General features: G+C 60.0%; 18 protein-coding genes. 7 read left to right on the forward strand and 11 right to left on the reverse strand.

Annotation, left to right across the window (positions count from 1 at the left end; genetic code table 11):
* Positions 1 to 3: 3 nt before the first annotated feature.
* The gene (gene clpS, locus GVK95_RS13220; RefSeq protein WP_159950984.1) at positions 4 to 315 is read right to left on the reverse strand and encodes an ATP-dependent Clp protease adapter ClpS; all 312 of its coding nucleotides are present in this window, start codon (positions 313 to 315) and stop codon (positions 4 to 6) included.
* Positions 316 to 518: 203 nt separating this feature from the next.
* Here clpS and ychF point away from each other — a divergent pair, with 203 nt between their 5' ends.
* The 4 genes from ychF to GVK95_RS13240 all read left to right on the forward strand — a co-directional run bounded on the left by ychF (position 519) and on the right by GVK95_RS13240 (position 3,167).
* A complete protein-coding gene (ychF, locus tag GVK95_RS13225) occupies positions 519 to 1,622 on the forward strand; it encodes a redox-regulated ATPase YchF (RefSeq protein ID WP_159950357.1) in 1,104 nt (367 codons plus the stop codon).
* Between the two features lie 110 nt (positions 1,623 to 1,732).
* A complete protein-coding gene (locus GVK95_RS13230; RefSeq protein ID WP_159950359.1) occupies positions 1,733 to 2,206 on the forward strand; it encodes a MaoC family dehydratase in 474 nt (157 codons plus the stop codon).
* Between the two features lie 2 nt (positions 2,207 to 2,208).
* Positions 2,209 to 2,691 (forward strand): MaoC family dehydratase, encoded by a 483-nt coding sequence (locus GVK95_RS13235; RefSeq protein WP_159950986.1) that lies wholly within the window; start codon positions 2,209 to 2,211, stop codon positions 2,689 to 2,691.
* Entirely contained in the window at positions 2,688 to 3,167 is a 480-nt protein-coding gene (locus GVK95_RS13240; protein WP_159950361.1) for a glutathione peroxidase, read from the forward strand. Before GVK95_RS13235 ends, GVK95_RS13240 begins: the two co-directional genes overlap by 4 nt.
* 71 nt (positions 3,168 to 3,238) lie before the next feature.
* On the opposite strand, the gene GVK95_RS13245 is transcribed toward GVK95_RS13240, so the two are convergent.
* The 4 genes from GVK95_RS13245 to petA all read right to left on the reverse strand — a co-directional run bounded on the left by GVK95_RS13245 (position 3,239) and on the right by petA (position 6,745).
* Positions 3,239 to 3,784, reverse strand: coding sequence for an adenine phosphoribosyltransferase (locus GVK95_RS13245; protein ID WP_007608340.1), 546 nt, complete (start codon positions 3,782 to 3,784; stop codon positions 3,239 to 3,241).
* A gap of 188 nt (positions 3,785 to 3,972) precedes the next feature.
* Positions 3,973 to 4,857 (reverse strand): cytochrome c1, encoded by an 885-nt coding sequence (locus tag GVK95_RS13250; protein ID WP_159950363.1) that lies wholly within the window; start codon positions 4,855 to 4,857, stop codon positions 3,973 to 3,975.
* Between the two features lie 26 nt (positions 4,858 to 4,883).
* Entirely contained in the window at positions 4,884 to 6,152 is a 1,269-nt protein-coding gene (locus tag GVK95_RS13255) for a cytochrome b N-terminal domain-containing protein (RefSeq protein ID WP_159950365.1), read from the reverse strand.
* 14 nt (positions 6,153 to 6,166) lie between these two features.
* Positions 6,167 to 6,745, reverse strand: a complete 579-nt coding sequence (petA, locus tag GVK95_RS13260; protein ID WP_159950367.1) for a ubiquinol-cytochrome c reductase iron-sulfur subunit — start codon at positions 6,743 to 6,745, stop codon at positions 6,167 to 6,169.
* A 288-nt stretch (positions 6,746 to 7,033) separates the two neighbouring features.
* Here petA and GVK95_RS13265 point away from each other — a divergent pair, with 288 nt between their 5' ends.
* Positions 7,034 to 7,981, forward strand: a complete 948-nt coding sequence (locus tag GVK95_RS13265; RefSeq protein ID WP_159950369.1) for an endonuclease/exonuclease/phosphatase family protein — start codon at positions 7,034 to 7,036, stop codon at positions 7,979 to 7,981.
* Between the two features lie 70 nt (positions 7,982 to 8,051).
* On the opposite strand, the gene GVK95_RS13270 is transcribed toward GVK95_RS13265, so the two are convergent.
* The 5 genes from GVK95_RS13270 to GVK95_RS13290 all read right to left on the reverse strand — a co-directional run bounded on the left by GVK95_RS13270 (position 8,052) and on the right by GVK95_RS13290 (position 15,068).
* Positions 8,052 to 9,923 (reverse strand): ABC transporter ATP-binding protein, encoded by a 1,872-nt coding sequence (locus GVK95_RS13270; RefSeq protein ID WP_159950371.1) that lies wholly within the window; start codon positions 9,921 to 9,923, stop codon positions 8,052 to 8,054.
* A 147-nt stretch (positions 9,924 to 10,070) separates the two neighbouring features.
* Positions 10,071 to 11,972, reverse strand: coding sequence for a methyl-accepting chemotaxis protein (locus GVK95_RS13275; protein ID WP_159950373.1), 1,902 nt, complete (start codon positions 11,970 to 11,972; stop codon positions 10,071 to 10,073).
* A gap of 188 nt (positions 11,973 to 12,160) precedes the next feature.
* On the reverse strand, positions 12,161 to 12,583 hold the full coding sequence (locus tag GVK95_RS13280) for a DMT family transporter (RefSeq protein WP_159950375.1): 423 nt from the start codon (positions 12,581 to 12,583) through the stop codon (positions 12,161 to 12,163).
* Positions 12,583 to 13,083: a DMT family transporter gene (locus tag GVK95_RS13285; protein ID WP_244618760.1), complete on the reverse strand. Its 501-nt coding sequence runs from the start codon at positions 13,081 to 13,083 to the stop codon at positions 12,583 to 12,585. Before GVK95_RS13285 ends, GVK95_RS13280 begins: the two co-directional genes overlap by 1 nt.
* Before the next feature lie 125 nt (positions 13,084 to 13,208).
* Positions 13,209 to 15,068 (reverse strand): ABC transporter ATP-binding protein, encoded by a 1,860-nt coding sequence (locus GVK95_RS13290; RefSeq protein ID WP_159950377.1) that lies wholly within the window; start codon positions 15,066 to 15,068, stop codon positions 13,209 to 13,211.
* A gap of 378 nt (positions 15,069 to 15,446) precedes the next feature.
* On the opposite strand from GVK95_RS13290, the gene GVK95_RS13295 reads away from it, so the two are divergent.
* On the forward strand, positions 15,447 to 15,905 hold the full coding sequence (locus GVK95_RS13295) for a tRNA (cytidine(34)-2'-O)-methyltransferase (protein ID WP_159950379.1): 459 nt from the start codon (positions 15,447 to 15,449) through the stop codon (positions 15,903 to 15,905).
* Positions 15,906 to 16,054: 149 nt separating this feature from the next.
* Complete coding sequence (locus GVK95_RS13300) at positions 16,055 to 17,356, forward strand: cell envelope biogenesis protein OmpA (protein ID WP_159950381.1); 1,302 nt, start codon at positions 16,055 to 16,057, stop codon at positions 17,354 to 17,356.
* Positions 17,357 to 17,422: 66 nt separating this feature from the next.
* Here the strand turns inward: GVK95_RS13300 and GVK95_RS13305 are convergent, their stop codons facing one another.
* Positions 17,423 to 18,385 carry a flagellin gene (locus GVK95_RS13305; protein WP_159950383.1) on the reverse strand — a complete coding sequence of 321 codons (963 nt, stop codon included), beginning with the start codon at positions 18,383 to 18,385 and terminating at the stop codon, positions 17,423 to 17,425.
* Positions 18,386 to 18,512: the final 127 nt, after the last annotated feature.

The following is an 18,512-nucleotide window of genomic DNA, read 5'->3' on the forward strand; positions in this document are numbered from 1 at the left end:
GGCTCATTCTTCCGGCTCCGTGGTGAACATCAGCGGGAACCCCGCCTCCTTGGCGAGATCGGTCGCTTCCTTGGCCTTCGTTTCGGCAATGTCGCGGGTGCAGACGACGACAACCGCCGAGCCGAACTTGTGTGCCGTCATCATCACACGATTGCCGGCATCCTCGCTCATGCGGAACACCGCTTTCAACACGACCGTGACGAATTCACGCGGCGTGTAATCGTCATTGAGAAGAATGACCTTGTAGAGCTTCGGCCGCTCCAGCTTCGGCTTGGATTGCAGCTTCGGCTTCAGGGAGACGTCTTTATTCGGCATCAGGCTCTTTCCGTCGTCGATCGCATTGGTCAGGAATGGCCCGTGTCCGGCCATTCAACAACAGACGTTCCTCATCCCCCACGGCTGCAACTTATCCTGCCTCAGCTTTGCGCGCGGCGCAATATCAGCCGAAACCCTTGACCCGGCGCGCCCCTTCCCCCATAGGCAAGGCAACAAATCCCACTACGTGACGGAATGAACCCATGGGCTTCAAATGCGGTATCGTCGGACTGCCGAATGTCGGCAAGTCCACTCTCTTCAACGCGCTGACAAGGACGGCCGCAGCCCAGGCTGCCAACTATCCGTTCTGCACCATCGAGCCGAATACCGGCGAAGTGGCCGTTCCGGATCCACGCATGCAGAAGCTGGCAGCGATTGCGGGCTCAAAGGAGCTCATCCCGACCCGTATCTCCTTTGTCGACATCGCCGGCCTCGTGCGCGGCGCGTCGAAGGGTGAAGGCCTCGGCAACAAGTTCCTCGCCAACATCCGCGAAGTCGACGCCGTCGTGCACGTGCTGCGCTGTTTCGAAGATGACGACATCACCCATGTCGAGGGCAAGATCAATCCGGTGGGCGACGCCGACACGATTGAAACCGAGCTGATGCTCGCCGACCTTGAAAGCCTCGAGCGCCGCGTCGAACAGACCCGCAAGCGCGCGGCTTCCAAGGACAAGGAATCGCTCGCCCAGCTGCCGGTCATGGAAGCGGTCATCAAGCTTCTGAACGAAGGCAAGCCTGCCCGCATCCTGTTGAAGACCCTGGCTGCAGACGAGATTGAAGTCCTCAAGGGCCTGAACCTCCTGACCTCGCATCCGGTTCTCTACGTCTGCAACGTCGCCGAAAGCGATGCTGTCGACGGCAATGCGCACACCAAGGCCGTCGCCGAAATGGCCAAGGCCCAGGGCGCCGAATGCGTCATCATCTCGGCTGCAATCGAGGCGGAAGTCGCCCAGCTGCCGGACGAGGAATCGAAAGAATTCCTCTCGGCGCTTGGTCTGGAAGAAGCAGGCCTCGACCGCCTGATCCGCGCTGGCTACCACCTGCTCGACCTGATCACCTATTTCACCGTCGGCCCGAAAGAAACCCGCGCCTGGACCATCGTCCGCGGCACCAAGGCCCCGGCCGCCGCCGGTGTCATCCACACCGACTTCGAGCGCGGCTTCATCCGCGCCTTTACCATCGCCTATGACGACTACATCAATTTCAAGGGTGAAGTCGGCGCCAAGGAAGCCGGCAAGGGCCGCGACGAAGGCAAGGAATATGTCGTCCATGACGGCGACGTCATCCACTTCCGCTTCAACACCTGAAGCAAACAAGAAAGCGCCTTCAACGAGGCGCTTTTTTTATGTGCGGAAAACAGGTTCATACTTGAACATAATCGCATCCTGCGCAGACTGCTGGTGAAAGCGAGGGTGAGATGACGGAGACAGACAAACTTCTCTACGAGGACTTCACGCCCGGCCGGCGTTTCGGCTTCGCCCCCAAGACCATATCGGCGGAAGAGATCATCGATTTTGCCCGTGAGTTCGATCCGCAGCCGATGCACCTGTCGGAAGAAGCGGGCCGTGCCAGCATTCTCGGCGGCCTGTCAGCGTCGGGATGGCACACGAGCAGCATCTTCATGCGCATGATGATCGATAGCTATGTGCTGCGCTCGGCCTCCGAAGGCGCGCCCGGCATCGATCTGATGCAATGGCGAAAGCCTGTACTGGCCGGAGACACGCTCAGCGGCCATTCTACGGTCGAGGCGGCCCGCCTGATGCGCTCGCGGCCCAATCTGGGCATCGTGACCTTTCAGCACGAATTGACCAACCAGCGGGGCCAGCTGGTGCTGTCTGCCAGGAACGCAATCATGTTGCGCCGTCGCCAGGTCGAGGAGGTTTCGCCGTGAAGATGCTCGACCTCTATCCCGCCGGCACCCGTCTGGAACTCGGTGCGCTGACCTTCACCGCCGAAGACATCATCCGTTTCGCCAGCACATTCGATCCGCAGCCCTTTCATATCGACGCCGAAGCGGCGAAGTCCTACGTCTTCGGCGGTCTCTGCGCCTCGGGCTGGCATACCTGCGCCGGCTGGATGAAGAACTTCGTCGCCTTCTGGGATGCCGCGACATTGCGGTTGAAATCAACTGGCACGGATGCTCCAAGGCTCGGCCCCTCGCCCGGGTTTTCCGAACTGCAATGGCTGAAGCCGGTCTATGCCGGCGACACGGTCACCTATTTCATGACCCCGATCGAGACCCGCCGCATGCCCGGGACAAAGGGTTACATGGTCATTTCAGCCCTGTGCGAAGGCTTCAACCAGAAGGGCGAGCCTGTCCTGCGCTTCAACAGCAATATCATTGAATTTCCAGAACCAGAGGATTTGCCAGCATGAGCATTTACCAGTTCACTGCCCGCGACATCGAAGGCCATGAGCGCAATCTGTCCGACTATGCCGGCAAGCTTGTCCTGATCGTCAATACCGCAAGCGCCTGTGGTCTCACACCGCAATACAGCGGCCTGGAAACGCTGCAGCAGAACTTCAAGGACGATCTCGTCGTGCTCGGCTTCCCATGTAACCAGTTTGGCGGCCAGGAGCCCGGCACAGAAAAGGAAATTGCCCTGTTCTGCGAGACGAGCTTTGCCGTCACATTCCCGCTCTTCTCGAAGATCGAGGTCAATGGCGAAGGCACCGACCCGCTTTATGCCTATCTGAAAGCGGAGACCCCCGGCGAGGAACAGGGCGCAGATATCGGCTGGAACTTCGCCAAGTTCCTGATCGGCCGCGACGGCAATCCGATCGCCCGCTTCTCGCCGCGCACTGCACCGGAAGATATCCAGGCGGATATTGTTAGGGCGCTGGCCAGCTAGGAACGAGCCGGGCGCTGACCTCCAGGAGCAAGGTATGCACCGACCTGGCAGAGCCGGCCGGTGCAGTCACCTCAGTGACCTGAGAATTCGACCAGCGTACGCACTTCCACGCCAAGAGCCTCAAGTTTCTTGCGTCCGCCAAGATCCGGAAGATCGATGACGAAGCAGGCCGAGACCACATCCGCACCGATCTGGCGCAGCAACTGCACAGCGCCAACGGCCGTACCGCCGGTGGCGATGAGGTCATCCACGAGAATGACCTTCTCCCCCGGCTGGATCGCGTCACGGTGGATCTCCATCTCGTCGACGCCGTATTCCAGGCTATAGGCAATGCTCACCGTCTCGTGCGGCAGCTTGCCCTTCTTGCGGATCGGCACGAAACCGGCCGAAAGCTGGTGCGCAACGGCGCCGCCGAGGATGAAGCCACGTGCCTCCATGCCGGCAATCTTGTCGATCTTCAGCCCGACATAAGGCTGCACAAGTTCATCGACGGCCCGGCGAAATGCCCGCGCATTGCCCAGCAGTGTCGTGATGTCGCGGAACATGATGCCCGGCTTCGGATAGTCCGGGATCGAACGGATGGAATCGACGAGGTAATTCTGCACTTCGGAGCTCATTGGTATCCATGGCCTGTGGGAGGTGGCGGCAAATTGGCCTTTCGACACCGGCTTGTCCAGCCTTCTCGTGGATGGGCAAAGCAAAGTGAAAAGCCGGCGGCGCGTCGGGACACGATCAGGCAAACGGCCCCAACAAAAAAAGGCGGGACCACGAGGCCCCGCCTTTTCACATGACCGTCAGCAGACGATCAGTGTTCCTTGTTCGCGTAGATCGACTTCTTCGTTAGGTAGATCAGGGCCGAGAAGATGACCAGGAAGATCATGACCATGAAGCCCATGCGCTTGCGGTCCTCCAGATGCGGTTCAGCAGCCCACATCAGGAATGCAGCCACGTCCTGCGAATACTGATCTAGCGTCTGCGGTGCACCGTCGTCATAGGTCACCTGACCGTCGCTGATCGGCGGCGCCATGGCGAGCGCCTGACCGGCGATGAAATGCGGGTTGAAGTGCGTGCCTTCGGCAATCACAACACCCTCAGGTGGCTCCTGATAGCCGGTCAACAGCGCGTGGATATAATCCGGGCCGCCTTCCTGGTAACCGCCGACGACCGGGATCATGTCCCAGATGAACTGAGGGAAACCACGCGTCACGCCGCGCGCCTTGGCGATCAGCGAGAAATCCGGAGGCGCCGCACCGTTGTTGGCAGCCGCAGCCGCTTCGTGGTTCGGGAACGGCGACGGGAAGTGATCCGAAGGCACGGCCTTGCGGGTATACATTTCGCCGTCGGCGTTCGGACCGTCCTGCACTTCGTAGTTGGCAGCGAAGGCTTTGACCTGTTCTTCCGAATAGCCCAGACCTTCCAGTGTGCGGAAGGAAACGAGGTTCATCGAATGACAGGCGGCACAGACTTCGGTGTAGATCTTGAGGCCACGCTGAAGCTGGCCCTTGTCATACTTGCCGAACGGACCAGCAAAGGACCAGTCGATCTGCTCGGGCTTCAGGATAGGATAGTGGCCCGTCTTGGCGGCATGTTCGACCAGATGGGCGAGATCGCCTTCTTCGGCTGCGAGAGCCAGGCCGGAAAATCCGGCCATGGCAGCAATCAGCGCGATGCTCGTGAAAAGCTTTTTCATTGTTCTACTTTCCCTCTCTCGCGCACTTAGGCTTTGGCCGCGGCAGATTTGCCGCGCTTTTCGAGCACGTCTTCGGTGATCGAGTTCGGAATGCGACGCGGCGTTTCGAACAGGCCGAGCAGTGGCATGATGACCAGGAAGAAGCCGAAGTAGTAAGCGGTACCGATCTGCGACATGACGACATAGGTGCCTTCCGCCGGCATGGCACCGAGCCAGCCGAGGATGATCGAGTTGACCACGAACACCCAGAAGAACAGCTTGTACCAGGGACGGTAGACAGCAGAGCGGACCTTGGACGTATCGAGCCAGGGCAGGAAGAACAGCACGATGATCGCACCGAACATCACCAGAACGCCGCCGAGCTTGGAGTCGATCGGACCGACATTGAAGGTGATCGCGCGCAGCATCGCGTAGAACGGCAGGAAGTACCATTCCGGAACGATGTGAGCTGGGGTCTTCAGCGCGTCAGCCGGAATGTAGTTGTCCGGATGGCCGAGGAAGTTTGGCATGTAGAAGACGAACCAGGCATAGGCGATCAGGAAGACGGAAACGCCGAAGGCATCTTTCATGGTCGCGTAAGGCGTGAACGGAACGGTATCCGTCTTCGACTTCACTTCGACGCCGGTCGGATTGGTCTGGCCGGTGACATGCAGCGCCCACACGTGCAGGATGACGACGCCGACGATCATGAACGGCAGCAGGTAATGCAGGGCGAAGAAGCGGTTCAGCGTCGGATTGTCGACGGCAAAGCCGCCGAGCAGGAACTGCTGGATCCATTCGCCGACGCCCGGAAACGCGGTGAAGAAACCGGTGATTACGGTAGCACCCCAGAAGGACATCTGGCCCCAGGGCAGAACGTAGCCCATGAAGGCAGTCGCCATCATCAAGAGGAAGATCACCACGCCGAGGATCCAGAGGATTTCGCGCGGCGCCTTGTAGGAGCCGTAATACAGACCACGGGCAATGTGCAGGTAGACGGCGATGAAGAAGAACGACGCGCCGTTGGCGTGCATGTAGCGCAACAGCCAACCATGGTTGACGTCGCGCATGATCTTCTCGACCGACTCGAATGCCACCGAGACATGCGCGGAATAGTGCATGGCCAGAACGACACCGGTCAGGATCTGCACCACCAGCATGACGGCAAGCATCGCACCGAAGGTATAGGCATAGTTCAGGTTGCGAGGAACCGGATAGGCGACGAAGCTGTCATAGACCATGCGCGGCAATGGAAGGCGCGCATCAATCCATTTTTCGACGCCGGTCGACGGCTGGTAACTGGAAGGACCACTCATATTCTCTTATCCCCTCAACCGATCTTGATCACAGAATCAGACACAAATCCGAAGGTCGGAATTGCCAGATTCATCGGTGCCGGACCTTTCCGGATACGACCCGCGGTATCGTAGTGCGAGCCGTGGCAGGGACAGAACCATCCGCCGAAATCGCCGGCCTGGCCAAGCGGCACGCAGCCGAGATGGGTACAGGAACCGATCATGACGATCCAGTTTTCCTTGCCTTCGCCTGCAGAGCGAGCAAGGTCGGTTGCGTCAGCTGCAGCATCGACATTGGCGTTGCGGGCGACCGGATCCTTGAGGTCGGCAAGCGCCACCTGATTGGCTTCCTCGACTTCCTTGGCCGTGCGGTTGCGGATGAACACCGGCTTGCCGCGCCATTTCACCGTCAACGACATGCCAGGCTCAAGCGCGGCCACATCGACCTCGATTGAAGCGAGTGCAAGAGTGGAGGCGTCCGGACGCATCTGATCAATGAATGGCCATGCGACGGCGGCTGCACCAACCGCGCCGGCCATACCGGTCACCATGTAGAGAAAGTCGCGGCGCGTAGGTTCGGCCGCATGTTGTGCATTGGTCTCGTGTTCGCTCACGGTCAAATTATCCTCTTCGCAATCCTGCGACACACCGCATTCTGCCCCCGTAGCGGGAATCATAAAGCAGACACAGTCCAGCCATAGATTCCCCCCAGATTGCCGCGTTCTAAGCTTGATATTCCATTCTGTCCAGTCTCCGCAGGGGGAAGGAGCCACTATGTCGCGGAATAAAATGTGACGTGTCACCATGAGGTTGGATGAACCGAACGGTTCTTGCAAGCCCGCCTTTTTTCGATCATGGTCGGGTGCCTCCGGCCGAGCCCGGATGACGGGGTCGGGACGGGCATGAGAGACAATATCTATTGCGTTTTTTGCGTCCTGCTGACACTGGCGCTGGCGGCGCTGGGCATGCGCTACGTCACCGAGCTTTGGATTTTTTCCTTCTTTTTCAGCCTGCAACTGCAGATCAGCCTGATCGTTCTTGCCGGCATCGTGCTCTGCCTTCTGGTCAAACGCGGCGCCTATGTCTGGATATTGCTGGCCGTCTGCCTCGTCCTGATCGGCCACAGCCTGTGGATGAAGCGCGACTTCGTCGCCAGCCACCTGTCGGCCGAGGCGATCGCCAACGCCCCTCGCCTGCGCATTCTCAGCTTCAACATCCTCAACGACAATGTCGAGAATGCCGGAAAGATCGCCGACATGATCCAGGGATCGCAGGCGGATGTGGTCTACATCATGGAAGCCAATCCGCTATTTGGCGAACTCGATCGGCTCGGCGAAACCTATCCCTACCGTATCGGCTGCGGCATCGAGACCCCCACCTGCGATCTGATGATGTTGTCGAAACATCCGATCCGGGCTGGTCGCTATGATGAACTCAGCGATCTGCGCGCCGACCGTTTTGCCGAGATCGAGATCGAGGTTGCCGGCCGCCAGATCAGCCTTCTCGCGGCCCACCTGTCGAAACCGTATTTCGATGATTATCATAGCATTGAACTGGACAACCTCATCCTCGGACTGAACGATGCCAAAGGCAGCGTCATCCTGGCCGGCGATTTCAATTCGGACAGCATCGCACCGGACATGCAGCGTTTCCTTCAGCGCTCGGGCCTGCGCAAGGTCGGCCCCGAACCCGCGACATGGCCGGTCGAAGCCGGCGTGGCCGGCATTGCGATCGATCACATCTTCATCGGCAAAGAGTTCGCACCGCTGTCGCTGAAACGTCTCGACGAGAGCTATGGATCAAACCATTTCGGCCTTGTCGCCGACGTGGCGCTGATCGGTGACAACTGATCGCCGGTAGTCCCTGTCCCCAGTCGAAACAGCGGGAAGGCGCAGCGCCCAGCGAGCGCGCAATCAAACATCAGGCCTGTTCGACAACATCCTGCGTATCGAGGAAGCCGCCGGACTGCCGCGCCCAGAGTTCGGAATAAAGGCCGCCGCGCGCGACCAGTTCGGCATGCGTGCCCTGCTCGATGATCCGGCCCTTGTCCATAACGACGAGACGATCCAGCGCGGCAATGGTCGACAGGCGGTGGGCGATGGCCAGAACCGTCTTGCCCTGCATCAGCTTGTCGAGATTGGATTGGATCGCCGCCTCGACTTCCGAATCGAGCGCCGAGGTCGCCTCATCCAGGACGAGGATCGGCGCATCCTTCAGCATCACGCGGGCAATCGCCACCCGCTGGCGCTGCCCACCCGAAAGCTTGACCCCGCGCTCGCCGACATGCGCGTCGAAGGCCTTGCGTCCACGCTGGTCTTCAAGGCGCTGGATGAAGTCGAGCGCTTCGGCCCTGTCCGTCGCCTTCAGCAACTGCTCCTCGGATGCGTCCTCGCGTCCGAATACGATATTGTCGCGGATCGAGCGATGCAGCAGCGCCGTGTCTTGTGTCACCATGCCGATCTGCGACCGCAGGCTCTCCTGCGTCACCGTCGAGATATCCTGGCCGTCGATCACAATACGGCCGCTCTCGACATCGTAGAACCGCAAAAGCAGATTGACCAAGGTCGACTTCCCGGCTCCGGAACGGCCGACGATGCCCACTTTTTCACCCGGCGCAATGGTCAGTGTCAGATGATCGATCACGCCTTTCTTGCGGCCGTAGTGAAAGCTCACGTCCTCGAAGCGGATCTCGGGCGATACAACCTTCAGCGCCGTAGCGTCGGCGCGGTCGGTCAGATCGATCGGCTTGGCGATCAGTTCGGCGGAATTCTGGATCGTGCCGATATTGCGCATGATGCTGTTCATCTGTGTCATCATCCGGCCGAGCAGCATGTTGAGCCTGAGCACCAGGCCCAGCGTGAACGCCACCCCGCCGCCGGTGATGGCGCCGGAAAACCACAGATCGATCGAGAGCGCGGCAACCGTCACGATCATCACGCCGGATAGTATGGCAAGCGAGGCCCGAACACCCGTCAGCAGCCGCGCGAAGGGGCGCAACGTATTTTGGAAACGGTCGAAACCCGCCTTGATATAGTGATCGTTCTGCCGCTCCTTGCCGAACAGTTTCAGCGTCTGGATATTGGAATAGCTGTCCACCAGACGTCCATTCAACATCGACGACGCTTCGGCTGATTCCCTGGCGTGATAGCGGATCTTTGGTACGAACAGGCGGGCAAGCACCAGGAAAATCGCGATCCACACGCCGATGACCGCCGAAAGCCGCCAGTCGAGCTGCGCGACCAGCGCCATGGTCGAGATCGTGTAGATCACCATGAACCAGACGACCTGTAGCAGCGAGGTCAGCAGATCTCCGGTCGACTGGCCGGCCGACCAGACCTTGGTGACGATGCGGCCGGCAAAATCGTTCTGGAAGAAGGACAGGGATTGCCGGGCGATATGCGCATAGGCCTGCCAGCGCACCAGATTGAAGAAGTTGAGGACGATCACCTGTTCTTCGACCAGCGCGCCAACCGTCACCACGATGAACCGCCCCGCCAGCATGACCAGAGCCATGGCGGCAAGCTCCCCCCCATGGGCCGCGATCAGCCCCTCCCATCCGGCATCCTTGGGCACGGTATCGAGCACATCGACCAGCCGACCGACAAACCAGAACAGGCCAGCTTCCAGCACGGCGATCGAGCCGCCGAATATCGCCATCAGCAGGAAGGCAAGCTTCGCCTGGCTGACATAGAACCAGACAAAGGCCAAGGTCTTCTCCGGCGGACGCAAATTGTCCGAGCGGGAAAATGGATCGAGCCAGTTTTCGAAGAGACGCGCAACAGATTGAAACATGCAATGCGATATAGGCGGTTTCCGCCGTCTGGCAAAGCAAGTCGGTCATTACATTTGCGTAATCCCGACCTTGCAAAAACGGCAACGGCGGCCGAAGCCGCCGAACCACACTTTCATGCGCCAGGGATGAACCCGAACAGGCGCCCGTTACCGCCGCCGGGCAGCCGTGGCTCCGCCGCCGAAAGCAGAGGCCAGTCTGTCGCTCATTGCGTGCGCCGGCGAAGCAACCGGACGCGAGGCCGGTGACGCGACATGCAGATCCGCCCGGCCATCGCCGAGCCTGAACTGCGCCAGCAGGGCGTTGAGCGCAGCCGCCTGTGCTGCAAGACTGTGGCTTGCAGCCGTAGTCTGTTCGACCATCGCCGCATTCTGCTGTGTGCCCTGGTCCATCTCGTTGACCGACATATTGATCTCGGAAAGACCGGTCGACTGTTCGCGGGCCGATACGGCGATGGACGCGACATTGTTGTTGATCTGTTGGACCTCCGTCACGATCGACTGCAAGGCCTTGCCGGTCTGGCCGACCAGATCAACGCCATCACGAACCTTCTCACCCGATGTGGTGATCAGCGCCTTGATCTCCCGCGCAGCCTTGGCGGAGCGCTGGGCCAGTTCGCGCACTTCCTGTGCGACCACGGCAAAGCCCTTGCCGGCCTCGCCGGCACGGGCTGCCTCGACCCCGGCATTCAGCGCCAGGAGGTTGGTCTGGAAGGCGATATCGTCGATCACGCCGATGATATTGCCGATCTCGCTCGACGATTTCTCGATCGCTTCCATCGCGCTGACGGCCTGGTGAACGATCTCGCCCGAGCGCTCGGCGCCGTGACGGGTTTGTTCGACCAGCTTGCCCGCCTCTCCGGCCCGAACCGCTGAATCCTTGACCGCAGTCGTGACCTGTTCCAATGCAGCAGCCGTTTCCTCGACCGAGGCGGCCTGCTGTTCGGTCCGCCGGGACAGATCATTGGCAGCGGAACGGATCTCGTTGGCGCCGGCATCGATCATCCGGGCGTTTTCGCCGACCGATTGCAGAACCGATTGCAGCTTCTCCACCGATTCGTTGAAATTGGTACGCAATGGCTCAAGCTGCCCGACAAATGGAACATCCAGACGAGATATCATGTCGCCATCCGACAGGCCCTTCAGGCCACGGGCAATGCTCTCGACCGCGAACGAAACATCGGAGGCGGCGCGTGCATTCTGTTCGTCCCGGGCAAGGCGCTCGCGTTCGCTCATCGAACGGTTGCTTTCGGTTTCCTGTTCCAGCCGCTCCCGTTCGACCGCATTGTCACGAAACACGGAAACGGCAGCCGCCATTTCGCCAATTTCGTCATGGCGATCGGTATGTGGTATCGAAATCGCGTTATTGCCGGACGCAAGCATGTTCATCGAATGGGTAATGGCGCCGATCGGGCGCGTGACGCGGATGAGGCTGAGCGATGCCGCGCCAGCAGCCACCAGGGCAGCAAGGACGATGGCGCCAATGGTGGTGATATAGGCGAACTCGGCTGCAAGCGCTGCGGCCTTCTGATCGTCCTGGCTAAGGGCGCCGATTTCGTTGATCATGTCCTGCATGATGCTGCCGGCCTCGCCACCGATCGGGATCATCTCCGCGATGATTGCCTTTGCTTCATAGACGCGCGATGCTTTGACAACAGCGACGAACTTTTCACCCAGCGCATCGTAGGTGGCGAGGACCGCATTCAGCTTGTCCATGCTCGCCTTGGTCGACTCGTCGGAAATCCCGTCGCTGAACGCCTTGAAAGCGTCTGCGCGTTCCGTGGTCTTGATTTGCAACTGCTCGAGCGTGCGCTTCTGGTCAGCGGCATTGCTGGCAGTCAGCGTCATCAGGTAAAGCCGACGCACTTCCGACAGCAGCCTGTCCAGGTTCGCCGTCATCAGCGATTGCTCCATGCGATCGCCCAACTTCTCTGCCTGAGCGTTGAGTTCGGATACAGAGCGCATTCCCAGCACCCCCTGCAACAGAAGGAGAACGACGACGAGCGCAAACAGCGCCGGCATGAGAAATTTGATTTTGATTTTGCTGAACATCTGAAAAACCGCAATTGGAGCCTGATGGATAGTCCCCTGTCTTGGCAGCTTAAAATAAAGAAAAAATTACCTCGGACGGCGAAGTTCAGCACTACACGCCCACTATAAGTCATTGTAAAATTAGGATATTCTTAACACCGAGCCGATCGATGGCGAGTGGCCACCTGCGGCTTATTCCGACCAGCGGATTACCGCGAGAAGCGCGTCAGGTAGATTCCAAGCAGGATGAGCAGCACGCCGAGCAGCTGACCGGGATGCAGACCCGACGCGACCTGCAGCTGGTCGATCAACAGCCCGCCGATCATCTGCCCACCGATGATCAACAGCGCCGAGCGGGCAGCGCCGATGCGCGGAAACACATAAGCACTGACGGCCACGAAACCCGCCCCGAGGACGCCGCCGGTAAAGGCCCAGTTCGGCGCCAGACCCAGGGTGTGGAAATTGCCACGCTCGAACAACAGCACGAACACCGTGAGCAGCAGGAAGCCGCTCAAGTGGTTCCAGAACGACGCCTTGAACGCACCGCGATCCATGCCGAGACGGCCATTGATCGAACGGGACATACCAACGAAGGCACCGGCCAGAAGTGCAATCAGCACATAACCGATCATCACGCGCCTCCCGAATAGATCACCAGCGCACTGCCTATGGTGACGAGCAGGGCGGCCAGCAGGTCGAAACGGTTGAGCGCGCGTTTGGGGGTGCCGAACCAGCCCCAGAGGTCGGACAAGAGGCTGAACAGGATCTGCCCGACGAGCATCAGCGACAGTGCGCCGGCCAGGGCAAGACTGGAATTGACCGCGATGGAGCCCAGCGCAACGGCAAGCGCCCCCGGGGCTCCGCCAAAATAGGACCAGAGCGGCGGCTTGGCTGCACTGGTCGCCACGTCGGCCGATTTCGAAGACCAGACCCGGTTGGCCTGCAACAGCATGATCGCTGCGACAGCCCCGACACCATGCACGACCCAGGAGGCGATGAACGGGGTGGAATAGCTGGCAAGCCCGCTGTTCAGTGTGACCATCACCGCCAGCATGCCGCCTGCCAGAGCAGCCCAGATCCAGTCGAGATAGTGCCGCATCGGTTTCGCCATTTCATTGATGTCGGAGTGCATTGAGCACCCGAATATGCATGCGGACCCGCAATGCCAATCGACATTTCCTGATCTGCGCGCAGAAAAACTGAAACGCGCCGCCGGATGAACGGCGACGCGTCTCGACAAGATCGAGCGTCGGCGGATTACTCCGCCGCTTCTTCGGTGTCGTCTCCGTCCTCGGCAGCGAGGAACCCACCGGACTGGCGGTTCCACAGGTCGGCATAGACACCGCCCAGCGCCACCAGTTGCTGATGCGAGCCACTCTCGATGATCCTGCCCTTGTCGAGCACGATCAGCCGGTCCATCTGCGTCAGCGTCGACAGGCGGTGCGCGATCGCAATCACCGTCTTGTCCTCGATCAGTTTGAACAGGCTTTCCTGGATCGCCGCCTCGACTTCCGAATCGAGCGCCGACGTCGCTTCGTCGAGAACCAGGATTGGCGCATCCTTGAGGAAGACACGGGCGATCGCGATGCGCTGACGCTGGCCGCCGGACAGTTTCACCCCGCGTTCGCCGACATGTGCATCGAGACCCGCCCTGCCCTGCTGGTCGGCCAGCGTCTGGATGAAGTCCCAAGCATTGGCACGGCGAGCAGCCTCGATCACCTCGGCATCCGTGGCGTCAGGCCGGCCATAGGCAATGTTGTCGCGGATCGACCGGTGCAGCAGCGAGGTATCCTGAGTGACGACGCCCACCAGGGATCGCAGACTGTCCTGCGAAACCTGGGAAATGTCCTGCCCGTCGACCAGAATTCGACCCTTCTCCAGGTCATAAAAGCGCAGCAGAAGGTTGACCAGCGTCGTCTTGCCGGCGCCGGAACGACCCACCAGACCGACCTTTTCCCCCGCCTTGATGGTCAAGGCGAAGTCTTCGATGACGCCGTTGCGCTTACCGTAGTGGAACCCGACCGCGTCATAGACGATCTCGCCCTTCGGGGCCTTCAGTGCCTTTGCCTGCGGCACATCGACGATATCATGCGCCGTGGTCATCATGCCCATGCCGTCGTAGACGGTACCGATGTTTTCAAACAGCGCCGCCACTTCCCACATGATCCATTGCGACATGCCGTTGATGCGCATGGCGAGGCCAATGGCGATTGCAATGGCACCGACCGACACAACGCCGTCGAGCCAGAACCAGATGCTGAGCGCCGAGATCGAAAACAGCACGAAGGCATTGTTGATGTCGACGGCGATGTTGAGCAGGGTGATCTGCCGCATCTGGCGATGCACGGTACCGAGAAAGGCATTCATCCCCTCCTTGGCATAGCTCTCCTCACGGCCGGCATGGGAAAACAGCTTCACCGTCGCGATGTTGGTATAGCTGTCGACAATCCGGCCGGTCATCATCGAGCGCGCATCCGCCTGTTCGCTGGACAGCTTGCGCAACTTCGGGATGAAGAAGCGCAGGATCAGCACATAGATGGCGATCCATGCGGCAAGCGGCAGAACCAAACGCCAGTCGACGGCCGCCACAAGCGCCAGCATCGAGACGAAGAAGCTGGTGGCATAGACGAAGACGTCGATGACCTTCATCGTCGATTCCCGGATCGACAACGCCGTCTGCATCACCTTGGTCGAGACCCGTCCGGCAAACTCATTGGCAAAGAATGTCATCGAGTGGCGCAGCAGGAAGCGGTGCATCTGCCAGCGCGCAATCATCGGGAAGTTGCCCGCCAGAACCTGATGCATGGTGATCGAGTGAATGATCCCGACGATCGGCAGACCGACCAGCACCAGTGCGCCCATGGCGATCAACCGCGAACCCTCGTTTTCCAGGAACGTCGTCCGATCGGCATTCGACAGCCAGTCGACGATATTGCCGAGGAACTGGTACAGGAACACTTCGCCTACCGCGATCAGCAGCGAACAAAGCCCGAGCACGAGCAGCCACGGCCATGCCGGTTTGGTGTAGTGCCAGCAAAAGGCAAACAGCCCCTTCGGCGGCAGCGACGGCGCGTCCGAAGGATAGGCATTCAAGCGGTTTTCAAACCACGAGAACATGAGAAACTCCATGAAGAAGCGCGCGAGTGGACATGTCATCGGGACGTGTCGCAACTGAGCGAAATGTCAATGTTTGAGGCCACATAGGGCCGCAAGATGAATCAGTTTGGGAAATACAAAGGCGATGAAGTCGCCGTCACGCAGGCCTGGCGAGCAGGTGGGGCACTGGCTTCAAACCGAAAAAATCCATCGATGGCCCTCCCTCGTGCGTGTTAACAGATGATGATGTTGTAAACATCTCGACATTCCTTGCAAAGCGGCGAATGGCGCCTTTCCGGCCATTCCCTGCAACTGTTGCAGACCGACAACAACCGGAAGGTTGAACCTTGCTGCCAGTCCCTCTTGAGGGCCGTCGTGGGCTGGCGTAGAACCCGCGTCATGACAGCGCTCCGCATCGCCCTTTTCCAGCCCGACATCCCCGGCAATACCGGCACCATCCTGCGCCTTGCCGCCTGCCTCGGCCTGAAAGTTGATATCATCGAGCCGGCCGGCTTCGTCCTCTCCGACAAGAACCTGAAGCGCGCCGGCATGGATTATCTCGCCAGCGTCGCCATGACCCGCCACGTCAACTGGGAGCAGTTCGACCAATGGCGACGCTCTGAGAACCACCGCCTGGTGCTCGCCTCGACCAAGGCCGCAGAACCCTATACCGGTTTTTCCTACCAACCCGACGACATCCTGCTCTTCGGTCGCGAAAGCGCCGGTGTGCCGGATCACGTTCATGACATGGCAGACGCACGCATCATCATCCCGATGGTCGAGGGCCAGCGCTCGATCAACGTCGCCATGTCGGCTGCGATGATTGCCGGCGAAGCATTGCGCCAAACCGCGCTTTAGGCGCGAGAAAAGGCAATCGTCAAGGAACCCGCCTTCCGGATCCGCTAGCGTCCGATCCGATGCAAGCCTTGGCGCGCCCGAATACAACCACAATTGCTAATTCATCCAGAACGGTCTATGTTGCGGCGCAGCAAAAACGGGAGATGGAAATGTTCGAAACAGCATTCGCCCTGAGTTTGACCCAGTTCGCCCGAACCTTCAGTACGCCGGAACGGCTACAGCACCGGCCGGCGCGCAATGCCGCGCTCGAGCCCTGGCGCATGCGCAATACCGGGCTCGACTCATTGTTCTACGACGTCAAGTCGCTGTCCGCCGAGGAAACCTTCTATATCAGCGATGCGCTCGCCTCCGAAGGTCTGATCATGATCGTGCCGCCCGCCGGACAAGGCATGCTGACGATCTGCGACAGCGTCGATGAATACCGGCTGCGCGGCGGCCGTGACGTTCACGCGCTTGCCGTTGCCGGCATCGGCGGATCCGCAATCGGCGCGGCCGCCTTTGCCCGCAACGTTGCCAACGCGATCAACGCCCCGGTGGCCGCCGTCGTCTCGGGCTATGGCCTGGGCGATATCGTCAACGAGGCGATCGGCGGCGCCTTCTTCTTCGGCTGGCTCGGCCATATCCGCAGCAATCTCGAAGTGATCGACGATCTGGTCGGTCGGCCGAAACTCGGCGCCTATGGCAAGCGCGATGCAGACACGGAAAGTGTCCGCAGCACTGGTTTGGACACCGACACGGTCGCCACGCTGCTGGCCGACCCGGAACTTTCCTTCAGCCTGCTGGCCGGCCACTCGCGCGGCAACCGCGTTCTGGCCGACGCACTCCAGTCCATGACCGAGTCCGCAACGGCGCGGCTGGAAACGCTCGCCAAAGAGGCGCGCATCGTCACCTTTGGCGGTCGCATCAAGATGCCGGAGATCTTCACCGACGTGGTGGATGTGGTGGGTGAACTGGATTGGTTCGGCGAGATCAATTCACGACCGAAGATCAAGACCGACATTCGCGTTCCGCTCTGCGGCCATTCGACCAATACCGACATTGCCGGCGCCCTGCAGGTCACAAAGGTCCTGAAGGAGATCCTGGGCGGGGCTGTACCGTCGGCAGTAGAACCGCAGGCGCTCGACGCTGAGACACAGACGGCACCTGTCATGCCAGCTGAAGAACCCACTCCGGTCGAATTTGCGCCGTTGGAGCCCGTTGCGATAGCTCCTGCGCCGACCATTACTTTCGTGCCGGAAGCGCTGCCCGACGCCGAACCGCCGATCCCATCGCCCGTTGACGGCGAAGCCACGCTCATACCAATAGAGCTGGAATCCAAACCGGAATTCGCAACACCACTCCCGGCACCGCCGGCGAAAGCCAGTAGTTCGGCGCCGGTCGGCAAACCGGCAGCACCGGCAAGCATTTCATCTGCCAGGACAAAATCGAAGCGTTCACCACCGAAACGCTGAGACTGTGATCGCATCAACAGCCCGCTTCGCAGCGGGCTGTTGTCGTTTCAGAGTGTGCTTGCGCCGTCAGAGAAACAGCTTCAGCGAATTTGCCATCGAATTGTTCGCAATGTTGAGCGAGGTTGCCTGAAGTTGCTGCGCCGCCAACTGGGCCGCCTGCAAGACAGACTGTTCATTCAGGTCCGCATCAACCAGGCGACCGATACCGGTCTGCGTGACATCCTGCAGATCCGGCATGAAATCCATATTGGCTGAAACGCGATTGCGCGTTGCGCCGACCTCGGCGCCAGAGCTGACCATATCGGCCATCACCCGGTTGAGTGCGGAGATCATCCCATCCAGTTCGCCATAGCTCGTCTGGCTGTCGATCCTGATCTCTTTCGAGGTCGGAGCATTGGGCACCACCGAATTGGCAGCCATCAAATGATAGGCGTAAAGCGCGCCAGATCTGGTCATGCCGGAATAGGAGCGGGTCAGCGTTCCATCGGAGGCATTCTCGCCAGACACCAGCGTCGATTTTGCCGTGTCGAAATCGATCATGTTGATCGACAGATCGCCCTCCCCGCCGGTGCCCGTGACCGATGCCACCATCGAGGAAACCTTCGGCTGCGACCCAGCCTCGACCTTCAGCCAGTTCTGGCCGTTGAAGGCACTGCTTTCGACAACCGTGTTCAACTGGTCCTTCAACTGGCTGATCTCGGAATTGATCGCCTGCTTGTTCGATCCCACGGCCGTGGCGAGCACCAGTTTCGATTGGATCTGCGCGACCAGACTTGTGGCTTCACTGATACCAACGGCTGCCGTATCCGTCAGGGCTGCCGCCAGACCGTTCGCGTCCTCGACGCTGGACATCGAGAGACTGCTCGACTTCATCGTCGTCGCAATCGACCAATAGGCGGCATTGTCCGCCGCCTGCTCGACCTCCCGCCCGTTCGCCGCCTGACGTTGCGTGCGTTCAAGCGCGGATGTGGAACCATTCAGCATCGCAAGCGCACTTGCGGATGTGGAATTGAAGGATACCGAAGTCATTGAGAAACCTTGTGTCGCATATCATGTCGAGCAATGCCGCATGCATCATGCGCGGCCGTCCTCACAACACAGAATGCCAACAAGGGTTTGTCGTTCGATTGAGCCAATCATTAGAATTTGAGGGAAT

The sequence above is a fragment of the Rhizobium sp. 18065 genome (assembly GCF_902706095.1).
Classification (GTDB): Bacteria; Pseudomonadota; Alphaproteobacteria; order Rhizobiales; family Rhizobiaceae; genus Allorhizobium.